At 43.4% G+C, this 13,439-nt stretch carries 10 protein-coding genes and 1 pseudogene; 4 read left to right on the top strand and 7 right to left on the bottom strand.

Annotated features, from left to right (window positions below; all coding sequences use genetic code 11):
* Positions 1-103 precede the first annotated feature (103 nt).
* Positions 104-3,268, bottom strand: coding sequence for a hypothetical protein (locus tag MJY40_RS08830; RefSeq protein ID WP_317853878.1), 3,165 nt, complete (start codon positions 3,266-3,268; stop codon positions 104-106).
* Positions 3,258-5,681 carry an efflux RND transporter permease subunit gene (locus MJY40_RS08825; protein ID WP_317853877.1) on the bottom strand — a complete coding sequence of 808 codons (2,424 nt, stop codon included), beginning with the start codon at positions 5,679-5,681 and terminating at the stop codon, positions 3,258-3,260. The genes MJY40_RS08830 and MJY40_RS08825 overlap by 11 nt, the downstream gene beginning before the upstream one ends.
* Positions 5,682-5,824: 143 nt before the next feature.
* Here MJY40_RS08825 and MJY40_RS08820 point away from each other — a divergent pair, with 143 nt between their 5' ends.
* A complete protein-coding gene (locus MJY40_RS08820) occupies positions 5,825-6,388 on the top strand; it encodes a TetR/AcrR family transcriptional regulator (RefSeq protein ID WP_317853876.1) in 564 nt (187 codons plus the stop codon).
* Here MJY40_RS08820 and MJY40_RS08815 read toward each other — a convergent pair.
* The 4 genes and pseudogenes from MJY40_RS08815 to MJY40_RS08800 form a co-directional block, all read right to left on the bottom strand.
* Positions 6,381-6,515, bottom strand: coding sequence for a hypothetical protein (locus tag MJY40_RS08815; RefSeq protein WP_317853875.1), 135 nt, complete (start codon positions 6,513-6,515; stop codon positions 6,381-6,383). The genes MJY40_RS08820 and MJY40_RS08815 overlap by 8 nt on opposite strands.
* 52 nt (positions 6,516-6,567) lie before the next feature.
* A pseudogene (locus MJY40_RS08810) lies at positions 6,568-6,808 on the bottom strand (DUF6061 family protein).
* A 94-nt stretch (positions 6,809-6,902) separates the two neighbouring features.
* Positions 6,903-7,691 carry a sporulation transcription factor Spo0A gene (spo0A, locus tag MJY40_RS08805; RefSeq protein WP_317853874.1) on the bottom strand — a complete coding sequence of 263 codons (789 nt, stop codon included), beginning with the start codon at positions 7,689-7,691 and terminating at the stop codon, positions 6,903-6,905.
* A gap of 454 nt (positions 7,692-8,145) precedes the next feature.
* Positions 8,146-9,009 (bottom strand): MurR/RpiR family transcriptional regulator, encoded by an 864-nt coding sequence (locus MJY40_RS08800; protein ID WP_317853873.1) that lies wholly within the window; start codon positions 9,007-9,009, stop codon positions 8,146-8,148.
* A 245-nt stretch (positions 9,010-9,254) separates the two neighbouring features.
* Between MJY40_RS08800 and MJY40_RS08795 the strand changes: the two genes are divergently transcribed.
* From MJY40_RS08795 to MJY40_RS08785, 3 genes are all read left to right on the top strand, one after another.
* The gene (locus tag MJY40_RS08795; RefSeq protein ID WP_317853872.1) at positions 9,255-9,761 is read left to right on the top strand and encodes a COG2426 family protein; all 507 of its coding nucleotides are present in this window, start codon (positions 9,255-9,257) and stop codon (positions 9,759-9,761) included.
* A gap of 15 nt (positions 9,762-9,776) precedes the next feature.
* Positions 9,777-10,652, top strand: coding sequence for a 16S rRNA (adenine(1518)-N(6)/adenine(1519)-N(6))-dimethyltransferase RsmA (gene rsmA, locus MJY40_RS08790; protein WP_317853871.1), 876 nt, complete (start codon positions 9,777-9,779; stop codon positions 10,650-10,652).
* Between the two features lie 411 nt (positions 10,653-11,063).
* Positions 11,064-11,756 carry a DNA alkylation repair protein gene (locus MJY40_RS08785; RefSeq protein ID WP_317853870.1) on the top strand — a complete coding sequence of 231 codons (693 nt, stop codon included), beginning with the start codon at positions 11,064-11,066 and terminating at the stop codon, positions 11,754-11,756.
* Between the two features lie 58 nt (positions 11,757-11,814).
* Here MJY40_RS08785 and MJY40_RS08780 read toward each other — a convergent pair whose 3' ends face one another.
* A complete protein-coding gene (locus tag MJY40_RS08780) occupies positions 11,815-12,966 on the bottom strand; it encodes a D-alanyl-D-alanine carboxypeptidase family protein (RefSeq protein ID WP_317853869.1) in 1,152 nt (383 codons plus the stop codon).
* Positions 12,967-13,439 lie beyond the last annotated feature (473 nt).

Here is a 13,439-nt window from a genome sequence, read left to right as displayed (position 1 = left end):
ACTGCTTTGCAGAGATGGTACAAGGGTTCTTGCACGCTAACGCTACTAGGAGATATAGGCGGATAGCCTTGTCAATGTTGAAAACGCCGTGGGTTTTCGACCTTTATGATGTTGTTGCTTTATGACGACTGGTTTTTTTGCGTACTCCATATACGGTCACTGCCAGTAGGAGGACAGCCCCTCCAACGAGCCACCAGCTAAACTGGGCTGGGGCTTGCTCTGCCAGTCGTATGGTGATGGGTGTCCCATCGTGATTTGACAACTCCGCCGTGACATAAAGCCCTTCGACAGTGCTCTCCAATGGTTGCCAAGCGCCATCTACAAGCTGTTCTAAATAGGCACGCTCGCCCATGGTATTGTAGATGCGCACCTTGGAAATGGTTGTGTATGCGCCCTCCACGCACAGGGTATAGCCATCCTCCGCCTGTGTCACCAGAAGCGCTTCCCATTGGGTGAAACAACCATCCACCAGCACCATGGAAATGGCGCCATCTTCCCCGTGAAAAGCCAGTGTGGTAGACAGGGGAATCAGTTCACCATGCACTTCAATATCCGTTTGGATGTTGGTCAAGTCCACATCCTCCCACAGGCCGTAATGGCCATCTGTGGTGACGATTTCTGGTAGCAATGCCCCGTCATAGCTGTCGCCATAGTTGACGGTGATGGTGTCCAAATACACCTCATCTTGATAGAGAATGATGGACAAACTTCCAAACACGCTAGGCAGTCCCTCCACTTCTAGCAAAGCCTGATAGGTGATGGGTTCCGCCTTGCCTTGATAGCTCAGACCATCCACACCGCCTAAAACATCGCTGACAAAGTAGTTTGCTTGCAAAACGCTGTCTTCGCTGTCTATTCCCCCTGCAATACCGCCTACGCTACCATCACTGGCCACAGCAGATGATAGGGAGTAGCATCCATATACCTCTAGGCCGTAGCCCACAATGCCACCCACAGAATCGTTGCCGCTGAGACGGCTTTTGGAATAACAATCACGGACAATGGCGGTGGATTGCCCAGCAATGCCACCCACATAATCGCCCTCCACGCTTTCCACACGAGATTGGGAGAGGGAGGTCATCACAAGACCAAACTCCTGCATCCCAACAATGCCACCAGCGCCGTCTTTTTTGGCAGTGACATTGCCATAATTCGCCCCGTCTTCCACAATGGCTAGGGCGTTTCTTGTGGCAGTTTGGGTTTTATCCCCCTCAAAATCGAACAATTCCTCTGCAAAGGTCAGGCCATACTCAAAGGACATGGCACCCACCAGACCGCCTACGCTGATGTCGCCATCAATGTTGCCACGGTTGGTGCAGTTTGCCACCTTACCCATGGTGGCTGTCGTCGCAAAGGCTGTGGACACATCGGTGATTTCAAAAATACCTTCTTTGTCATCGAAAGAGGTGACATCTTGTATCAAATCTATGATGGTGTCGCTGACGGTGGACAGTTGCTGGTTGATGGACTCCAAATCGTCTAATATCACGTCAGATCCATCACCAATGGCATCTTGCATCCCCTCCATTTCCTCTGATACCACGTCCAGCGACGCAGAGAGGGCATCCTTGGTGTCGTCGAACTGGTCATCTGTTTTCACAAACTCCACCTCCTCTTGGGCATCCAAATTGTCCACCAAATCGGAAAGCAGTGATGACGTCTCCTCCAGGGCATCCGCCATGTCAGAGAGTTCGCTGGATGCTTGGGCAAAACAATCCATGGCATCTTCCAGCTCATCGAGGGTATCCGCCACAATATCTGGGAGGTCATCCAGGTGTGTCATCGCCTTGTTCAGCGAGGAAATTGCGCTATTTGCATAGGATGCACTCTGTTTGAGATAGGTAATCGTAGTGGATAAGCCGTCCAATAACGACGCTAAATCTGCGCCAAGGTCAATATCCACAGCGGTTTTCAGGGCAGACTGCGCCTTGCTCATATAGGCCAGAGCGTCATCCATATCATCGCCAAAATCTTCGGCAATCTCTGGCACATCTTCCATGGCATCCAGGGCATCTTCCAAGTTGAGGAACCCATCTTCTAGTTCATTGAAGGCATCCTCCATCTGACCAAAAACAACCTCTAGGCTATCGGTGACAGGCACCAAATCGTCGATGAGCTGAGAAACGGCATCGCTGATGATATTGAGCTGGTCGATGTTGCCGTCGAAAATGGCTTGGATTTGGTCAAGCAACTCCTCCAGATGATCACGGCTCACGCCCACTGCATCCTTCAAAGCGGTGGCTTGATCGCTGACCGCATCCCCGCTGCTGTCGGCACTGTCGATTAAATTGGAGGACAAATCGCTGAGGGAATTCAGTTCTTCACGCAAATCCTCCAATTTAGAGGTGGTGTATGTGGTGTCGATATAGGGCTCAAATTGCCCCACAATGCCCCCCACTTCCTTCCATCCATAGACGTCGCCCCAGTTGTAGCAATCAGCAATGTAGCCACTCTGATTGCCCACAATGCCCCCGATGTTATAGCCCAGATGGGGGTAGCCCACGGTGGCAAGGTTGCCACAGCCTTGGACGGTGCCATCGCTGAGCCCTGCAATGCCACCAATGTCGGTGATGGTGCCGGCATTGGTGCTAGAAGCCCCCACGCTGGCAATGAGACTGCCTTCATATGCAAAGACAAAATTGCTTAAATCTGTGTTCACTTCACTGCGATTGGTACAGCGAAATAGGGTGCCTTGGTTTTCGCCCACAATGCCCCCCACTTGGCTTTCACCAAACACGCCACCATAGGTGGTGCAGTTGGAAATCGTGCCCGTATTCACCGCCGCAATGCCACCAACGTAGCCTTTTCCGCTGACCATGCCACGAAAGATGCAGTTTGAAACGGTACCGTAATTTTGCGCCGCGATGCCAGCGATATAGTTGTGCTCTGATTGCAACTCGCCATAGACAGACAGGTTTTTCACCGTGGCACCTTGTTCTATCAGGCGAAACAGCCCTTGATAGTCTTTGTTTAGGTCGGTTTGTAGGCCAGAAATGGTGTGCCCATCCCCATCAAATGTACCCAGAAAAACAGGGATGTCCTGAAATTCACTGCCTGTCAGGTCAATGTCTGCAGTCAGCACAAAGGTTTTTTCAGCGCTGTACTGGTCGAAGGTGCAGTTTTTTGCAAAGGTCAAAAATTCTTCTACATTGGAAATAGAAATGGTCTCTACCTCTTCCGTCTCCACCGCCAACACCAAACTAGGTGCGATGAGTTGGAGGAGAAGAAGAACCGCTAGGAAACTGGAACCTATCTTTTTATGCTTCATGGCTGTGCTCCTCAATAGTCTTTTGGTTTGTCATTTTTGCATCAATTTCTCCATCAATGGTACCTGTGACAAAGCCGTTGATATACCCTGACACATAGCCACTCACATGACCATTCACCATGACCTTGCCTGTCACTTTCTGTGGCTTGCGCCCCCATCCCATGGCAAAGCGGGTGCGCTCAATAAACCCATCACCTACGTATAGAATTTCGGGCAAAATAACCAGTACCAGTGCCATGGAAATCAGCGTACCACGACCGATGCACTCGCCCAAAACGGTGATAGAACCATCGCTGGACAGATTCTGAATGGCAATGCCTGCGGCGGATAAAATACAGCCAGAGGTCAGAATCGTGGCAAAGGATTGGTCTAGGGCCGTGATCACCGCCTGCTTTCGATCCATGGTTTTTCTCAGTTCTAAAAAGCGGTTGGTCATGACGATGGCATAGTCCACGTTGGCGCCCATTTGAATAGACGACACCGTTAAATAACCCACAAAGAAAATGCCATAGCCATTTAAGTATGGGAAGGCAAAGTTCATGAAAATAGCGGATTGAATTACCACAATCAGCATCACAGGCACAGCCACAGAGCCGAACGTGAACAGCAACACGCACATCACAAATAAGGCGGATAAAATGCTCACCACCAGATTGTCTCGCCCAAAGGCGCTGGACAAATCGTAACAGCTGGTGGCATCGCCTGCCAGATAGACTTCTTCATAATAGTCCCCTGCAACGGCGGTGATGGTGTCTAAAAAAGCATAGGTTTCTGCACCCTCCACTGGTAGGTTCAGCGACAGCAGAATGCGGCTGTAGCCTTCGTTTTCCAGTTGCAATTGCCCATCACGGATGTCGTCTGCCTGCTCACGTAAATCAGCTTCGTCTTCTTCGTCTAAGCTAAAATAACCGTCGTCCAGCATATCCACGGCAAAGAGGACAATGTCCAGCAAAGGCAGTTCGTATTCGTCGCTCTGGTTGATGAGTTTTGCATAGTCCTCTTGGTCGATGGCGTAGCTAGAGTACAGCAGTGCTGCCATTTCATAGTCTAAATCCATCAACTCAGACAGCTCACGGGCATTGAGCAAATCGGTGAGCAGATAGTCGTCTATGGCTTCGGTGTTGGCAAGCCCCATCACACTTTCCACCTGAGGATAGCCCTCAAGGGCGGCAATCAGCTCTGCTTCTTTTATGTAATCGCCTGATGGCACCATCATGGCTAGACCGTTGGTGGTGCCAAATACATCAGCAATGCGGTCAATTTGGACATCGCTTTCGCTGGGATTGGCGGCTCGCAAATCATCTACGGAAAACAGATACTCCGTCTGTTGAGAGAAGTAGAAGCCACCCACTGCCACCACCAAAAACAAAGGCAACAACACGGCACGGAGTTTCAGAGACAGCTTCCCTAGCCATGCGATGGAGGGGACAAAGTTGCGGTGTTGGGTTTTATCCATGAATTTACTCCACACCACCAACAGCCCAGGCAGCAGGGTGAATACACAAAACAGGATGATAAAAATCGACTTAATGAGACACCGAGATAGGTCACTCCCCAGTCCATACACCATAAAAGACAGGGCCAAAAGCCCACAAACGGTGGTCAAACTGCTGGAGGAAATCTCCACAATGGCTTTGGAGAGTGCCATGGTGCAAGCCTCTTGGGCGGGGAGCTGTTCTCGTTCTTCAGCAAAGCGGTGGCACAGGATAATGGCATAGTCAATGCCCAGTGCAATTTGAAGCACCATGCCCACAGAGTTGGAGACAAAAGAAATTTCCCCTAGCATGAAGTTACTCCCTTTGTTCAGCAGAGCCGCCGCCCCCAAGGTAATGAGCACAATGGGGATTTCTGCAAAGGATTTGGATGTGAATCCCAGCACCAAGACGATGACCACCACAGCCACTACCATAATGGCGCTCATCTCCGACGCCAAATTGTCGGCACTGCTATTGCCCGCCTCTGTGTCAAAGGACACGTCATAGCCTTGGGTCAGCTGGCGGATTTCGTCCATGGCAGACAGGGCATCCGCGTTTTCTTCGTCCCCGACAAAGGTGACATTGATGAGGGCGTTGGCTTCTAAGTAGTGGTCATCGTCCTGGGCAAAGTCCATAGATTTTACCCCATGGATCGTTTCAATGGCAGTGGCCAGTGTTTCGGCCGTGGCAAAATCCACATTGCTGACCATCACTTTGGCAGTGGCGTAGGTGACAAAATGTTCGTCCATCAAATCAAGCCCAATGGAGGTGCCACTGTCCTCAGGCAAATACCCCACCAAATCATTTTCCACTTGGGTTAAGGTAGCACCGTACACGCTTCCCACAGCCAAGAGCGTAAAAATCAGGAAAAATAAATTGCGTTTGCTGACGATGAATTTTGCGATTGTATAAAATAAATCAGTTTGCTTGGTGTCCATGGTTCCTCCGTACATTTGAATTTTAATTGACAACTGTTCGTTAAGTTAGTATAATAGCCACATCAAGATTTTACAACGTACAATACTGGCAATTTGATAAATAACGATACACATTGGGCAAACTGTCCAGAAACGAGGATGCTATGGCAGAAAAAACCGACTTGCGGGTCATCAAAACCAAAAAAGCTTTGGTAGAAACCATGATGGAAAGCTTGGGGAAAAAGCGGTTTGAGGATATTACGGTGCAAGACCTTTGCGACAAGGCCATGGTGCGCCGTGCCACATTCTACACCCATTTTGCCGATAAATATGAGCTGCTGGGCTATAGCGTCCGCAGTCAGTATGTAAAATTCCCCTCCTATGCGCAATTTGAAACCGCCAGCAACACAGAGGATATTTATCGGTATTTGGTGAAGGATGCAGTGGACTTTTTGGCAGATAATTTGGCCATATTCCGCTCAGTTGTCAATAGCCAAGCCACACAAATTATCCTCAATACCATCCGCAACGAAATGGAGCAAGATTTCTTGCCACTCATTGAAGAAAGTATGCGTGCCAATGATATTCACGGTCTATCCCCCCAATTCATCTTCAATTTTTACCTCCACGGCATCTTCGGCAGTTTCCTGTGGTGGATGCGAGAAGACTACCCCCTCACCAAAGAAGAACTGGTGTTGCAAATTCAATCCATGTTGCACATCAGATGAAGCCAGAGGAAATGCGCTTCACGAAAACCGCCCCCATTATGGCAAACAAGGAAGGCACCGGGATGATCCCAGCGCCTTCCTTATTTGCCGTATTTAACTTGCCTCCCAAGTTGTCCTTTTGAGCCATACGCCTACCCCTGCATTTCAAGGGTACTCAGTCTGTTGAATTTATGGGACTTTTAATTCTCAAAAGGCCGATTCACCGTCACAGCCTTCAAATACTGCACAAGGTCGCCATTGAGTACCAAATCAACATACCCCACAGGGTCGTTATACACCAGCCAATCCAGCTCGCTGCGCTGATACAGTATTTGCCACTTCATTCTCCACGGCAGTACAGTCTATGGAAATCACGGTACCGTTGGCGTAGATTAACTCCACACAGCCTGTGTCTATATTAAATTCACATGATTTTAGCATTCTAAATATCTCCATTATTTTGATTATTATGCACAATAATCATCCGCTGACGTGTGTTGAATGTGATAGTTCCTTGCCGCTATTAACCCAAGGTTTACATTGCTTTCTGCTCCAATCGCAATCTATCTGCAATGAGCGCAATAAACTCAGAATTGGTAGGCTTACCCTTGTGGTTGTTGATGGTGTAGCCAAAAAGTGCATCAATTGCATCTACTTTACCACGGTTCCAAGCCACTTCAATGGCATGTCGGATAGCTCGTTCTACACGACTGGGTGTGGTATTACATTTCTTAGCAATGGAAGGATACAATTCCTTGGTGATGTAATTCAAAACATCCATATCATCTACACTCATAATGATGGCTTCACGCATATAATGATACCCTCTGATATGAGCAGGAACACCGATTTCATGTAAAATATTGGTGACTTTTGTTTCCAAATCATAGGTTTGTGTCGGTTGTGTTTGTAAGAAGGAAGAAGCGGATTTTACAGCAGGTTTTTCTTGCATCAGATGTCTAATTCTTTCAGTTAGGGCATCGGTGTCAAATGGTTTGACCATATAGTAGGAAGCACCCAATTCCAATGCTTTTTGTACCACCTTTTCTTGAGACAATGCAGATAAAATAATGGTAATGGGTTGGTGGATTTCAGGATTTTTTTGCAAACGTTCCAATACACCAATACCATCCAAGCGTGGCATAATCCCATCAATAATGGCAATGTCTGGTTCGGTATCACGGATTTTGTTCATAGCATCAATGCCATCTGTTGCAATGGCAACTACAGTCATGTCATCTTGTTTTTCTAGGTGAGAAGATAAGATTTCGCAAAAATTTTTGTTGTCGTCTGCCAAAAGTACTTTTATCTGATTATGATTCAAAATAATCCCTCCAAATTGTGTTTTGTTGTATGTTTATGCAAATATTTCTTGCTTTTGGATAGATTATAGTATGAATTTTTAGAGGTGACAAGGTGTATTCGTAGGACAAAAAAGGATGAAAAAAACCAAGATATACAAAGAAAATGCAAGAAGAGCGTAGAACCGCAAAATATAGGGAATATCTTGTCAGAAGTTGGAGAAGATGGATGGAATAATTTGCAATAAGATGGAAACTTATGGTGTTTTCTGCGGTAAGTTTTTGATCGGAAAAATAAGCTTTCTCTTTTGGATTTGTAGGAAACTATCAGAATTTGTCTGTTTGTGACAGGAAAAGTAGGTGTTCCAATTTTACAATTTACGATTGTTTTCAATAAAAAAACCAGCTTCCAAAGAAACTGGCTCTACATAGTATCGTTTTAAAAAGAAATCCATTGGTGGCTTGGAGCATGTGTTATTAGAACAAACCGACTTTGGAAATATATTTGTCGATGAGTTGCAATTTTGCTTCAGTGGAATACCCCATTTCTTTACTGATGAAGGAACAAAGCAATTCCATAGTGAACAATACCCCGACATAGGAGTTGAAGAAAGTATTACTATCTACACTGACAGTCAACAATTGTGTTGCATATTGTGCAAGTGGAGAGCTGGCTTTGTCGGTAATGAGGATGATTTTGGCACCAGCATCATAAGCCATTTGTGCAGCCAACAAGTCCATTTCAGAGTATCTAGGGAAGCTGACAGCAATGATACAATCGTTGTCTGTAATATCGCAAAGGTGGTCAATTACATTCAAAGAAGGCAAAGAAGTATCATACACATCTGGCAACAAATGTTTCAACCACAAAAGCATCATACTACCCACACCATTGTTTGCTCTTGAAGTAACAATAAATTTGCGTTTGCTACCTGCAATCAAGCCAGCAGCACGTTCAAAAGCCAAAGAATCATTATGGTTGACTGCTGATTTTAAATTTTGCAACACATTGGCAAAATACACTTCAATCAGATTGCTTTGATCCAATTTACTAATGGACAGTTTCAAACGTTCTGAAGGTATTGTGATGTTATCAGAAACACTGTTTATGCGTTCGGTATATGTTTTACGAATGCTTCTTTGAAATTCCATAAACCCAGAATATCCCAAAGTACGAGTGAAACGAATGACAGAAGAGTCGCTGATTTGCAATCGATTCGCAATTTCTGTTGAAGTAATGAAACAAGATTCTGCAAAATTATCCAGAACAAATTCTGCAATGAGCTTTTCTTTTTTGGTCAATTTCAAACCCATGAGCTGGGCTCTTAGTTCTTCGGTCATAACGTACCTCCTATTCTTTCCAAAATTTAATGATTCCTAATCATTATACACAAAAAACTACAGATAGTACAACAAAAATATGAAATTTTGACAAAAAATCTGCAAAATAATTAAGAAAGGCTTTGGATTCTATATCTTGTGCCATTTGCATATATAGTATATAATAAGAAAATATTGTATTATAGTAGTAGAAAACGTACAAACAGCATGGAGAAAACCATGCTATTTTTTAGGAGGATATGACTTTGGCAGAAACATTAGCGAATTGGTTTGTGGTGCATTTACAGGATTCTTTTGCAAGGGAAGCAATTGTGTTCATTGTATCCATGATGCCTATTTTGGAACTTCGTGGCGGTATCATTGCAGGTTTTGCTTTGCAAATGGAATGGTTGCCTACATTCATCATTGCATTTTTGGGTAACATTCTTCCAATACCATTTTTGTTATGGGGGATTCGTTGGGTATTCAAAATTTTAAAAAAAACACCACTCAAAAAAATGGTAGAATGGTTTGAGGCAAAAGCAGAGAAAAAAAGTGGTCAAATCCGCAAATATGGATATCTTGGTGTATTGCTTTTTGTGGGAATACCACTTCCAGGAACAGGTGCTTGGACTGGATCTTTGATTACAGTAATGTTAGGTTTGGAACCAAAGAAGACCTTTGTGGTGATGATATTTGGTGTTATTTTGGCAGGAATTATTGTTTCAATTTTGTCCTTTGGTTTATTGGGTAGCCTTGGGATTGGTGCGTAAATAAGGAGATTGGATATGGCAGAAAGAATTTCAACACCTTCCAGAACTAGGGAGATTATAGAAGCAAATGGGTTTGCATTCAAAAAGAATTTTGGTCAAAATTTCTTGATTGATTCCAATGTTTTGGATAACATTGCAGAGTGTGCAGAAATTACAAAAGAAGATTGCGTTTTGGAAGTTGGTCCAGGTATTGGTTCTTTGACACAAGTTTTGGCAGAATATGCAGGCAAAGTGGTTGCAGTGGAAATTGATAAAACATTGATTCCCATTTTGTCAAATACCTTGGCAGATTGTGACAATGTGGAAATATTGAACCAAGATATTTTGAAAACAGACGTACAAGCCATTATTGATGAAAAAAACAATGGTAAACCGATTAAAGTGGTTGCAAATTTACCATATTACATTACAACACCTATTTTGATGGACTTGTTGGAAAAGGGGTACCCTGTGGATACCATCACTGTTATGGTACAAAAAGAAGTGGCAGAACGTATGCAGGCACAACCAAAAAACAAGGAATATGGTGCTTTGTCTGTTGCAGTACAATATTATTGTGATGCAAACTTGGATATGATTGTACCACCAGCTTGCTTTATGCCACGTCCTAAAATTGATTCAGCAGTCATCACTTTGAAGGTGTTGCCTGAACGCAAAGTCCAAACAAAGGATGAAAAACTCTTCTTCCATTTGGTGAAATGTGCCTTTGGTCAAAGAAGAAAAACATTGCTCAATGGATTGTTTAATTTGGGTGAATTTGGTTTGTCCAAAGACGAACTCACAGCAGTGATTGAATCCTTGGGTTGGGATTCTCGTGTGCGTGGCGAAACCCTTGGTTTACAAGAATTTGCACAATTGACAGATGCTATGTATGATAAATTGCATGGGTAAATAGCATTGTATTTATATTTCATGTGGTGCCACTAAACGTAAATGTGCCACATCTGTAGGGCAGGGGCTTGCTCCTGCCGTCATGAATAGCTACAAAACATCAATTTGTAATTGTAACTATGGGTGCCGAAACGACACCCTACAAAACCGAAACATAAATATTTTGGGATTGTAGGGGCGATTCACGAATCGACCGCAAAATCAAAGATTCTTCGTCGCTTTGCTCCTCTGAATGACAGTACATAAGCAAATGATGGTATTGTAGGGCAGGGGCTTGCTCCTGCCGTCATGAATAGCTACAAAACATTAATTTGTAATTGTAACAACGGGTGACGAAACGTCACCCCTACAAAATCAACGTCGCTACAGATTATAAGCATAATAAGAATGCATCATCAAAGGGGACAAACTATGACACCTGAACAAATTAGAGCACAACTCCAATCCATGGCAGAAGAGGACTATCGTATCTTCTCTGCAAAACTCATTCCAAACATAGACAATGTTCTTGGTGTGCGTATTCCATTGCTTATGAAACTGGCGAAGGAATTGGCAAAAGAACAACCTCTTTTGTATTTGGAAAGCACAGATGAACTCTATTTTGAGGAACGTATGCTTAAAGGTCTGATCATTTGCAATTTGCGTGGTGATTTGGATTTTATTTTTGGTGAAATTGAAAAATTTGTGCCCAAAATTGATAACTGGTCTGTGTGTGATAGCTTCTGTACCCATTTGAAAATCACAAAGAAATATAAACCAGAGGTGTGGCAGTTCTTGCAACAATATCGCAAATCCAAAGCACCTTATGACTTGCGCTTTTTGCTGGTGATGATACTGGGGTATTACATAGAAGAAGCCTATTTGCCAGAAATATTTCAAATCTTTGACGAAACAAATCATGAAGAATATTATGTGAAAATGGCAGTTGCTTGGGCAATTTCCATGTGTATGGTGAAATTTCCAGAAGAAACATTTGCATACTTGGAACACCACAAATTAGATGCATTCACATATCGTAAAGCATTGCAAAAATCTTTGGAATCCACAAGAGTAACCAAAGAAAATAAAGAAAAAATTAGAGTTTTACGCAATCAAACCAAATAATACTTTGCGATACTGATGTGAATTGGTGTCGCTTTTTTGTTTGCACAAATCAACCATTTCAAATCCAATCACACCAATTTTTTTGTAACACACCATACCATTCATGGAGTGTATATTCACGCACATCTTCTGATAATACAATGGATAATTCTGCCAAAACTTCATTTTCCAAAACCACCTGTGCAAAACCAACTTCTGTACCAGCGATTGCAGGTGCTTGTATCTCTTGCGGTAGAAAAATGGAAACAGAAAGAATTTCTTGTTCTTCTTCAGAAAACAAACCTTCATATCCATTTGCCAATGATACAGTCACTTCCTTTGTTGGAGAATCCAAAACACCAATTTGACCAACATACATACCATCTGTTGCCACAACCAAATGAGAAAAATTTTCAAGTCCATAAGTCATCAAAGCTTTGGTATCTGTCCATTTTCCTTCTTTGCCAGCAGTGCCCCAACCACTAGCCAAAACGGTGCTCACCAAAAGCGTATCACCTTGTTCTACAGCACCTACAAAACAGTGACCTGCACGATTGGTATACCCCGTTTTGATACCCAACGCACCTTCAAATTCATTCAAAAAACGGTCAGTATTGGTGGCAGTTTGTTGACGCTTTCCATTTGCTTCTGTGATGGTGACTTGTTCAGTTGCAATGAGTGTTCTAAAATCAGGATTTTCCAAAGCATATGCACCAATCAATGCCATATCATAAGCAGTAGAATGGTGTTCTTCTTCTGTCAAATGGCTATCCAATCCATTGGGTGACCCAAAAATGGTTTGTGTGGCACCAATTTTTTTGGCTTTTTCTGTCATCAACTGACAAAATTCTTCTTCAGTACCAGATATGTATTCTGCCAAAGCAACAGCAGTATCGTTGTAGGAACAAAGCATCATAGCAGAAAGCAAATCGCCTACATACCATTCTTCACTAGTGGTCAAATTCATATTGACTTCTGGTTGACTAGAAGCATTTTGGCTGATGGTCACAATATCCTTCATATCACCCAATTCCAATACCAAAATAGCGGTCATAATCTTGGTGGTACTAGCCATTGCCAGCTCAGTATCGGCATTTTTTTCATATAAGATGCGTCCATTGCTTCCATCAATCAAAACAGCACCTAGAGCACCAACAATGGGCTCATTTGCATATGTAATTTGTTGAAAAGCCAATAACAGTGTGGTCAAAATCAAATAGAATCGTTTCATGAAATTCCTCCTAAATGGTGCATTCCTATAGAATAGTCTACGCAAAAACCACAGATATCATACGAAACTTTGAAATTTATATGAAGAATATGAGTTTTACTTGTAATTGCAATGGTTTTAAGATAGAATATGTTTGGGTAACACTGCACAACCCTTTATCACAACCTTTGCGGTTTATTTTCTCATCAGAACCATCAAAAATACTCGACGATATTTCCAATATCGCCTGCGTTTTCTGATGATTATGACAAAAAAATACCCTCGCAAATTTTGCAATTAGGGCTGTGCAGTATTACCCCAGAGTTTTTATGTTTTGAAATTTGATAAATATAAAGGGATAATGCAGTTGTAGGTGGATTCACGAATCAACTGCTATGCCGTAAAATGCGAATACAACGCAATTGTAGGGTAGCGTCTTGACGCTACCGTTATGTAAATCTATAAACATAAATGAAATCGTAGTAAACATCAAA

Source organism: Chakrabartyella piscis (assembly GCA_030067835.1).
GTDB lineage: Bacteria > Bacillota > Clostridia > Lachnospirales > Anaerotignaceae > Chakrabartyella > Chakrabartyella piscis.
Note: the sequence above shows the minus strand (reverse complement) of the source record. Positions and strands in the feature narration are given on the sequence as shown.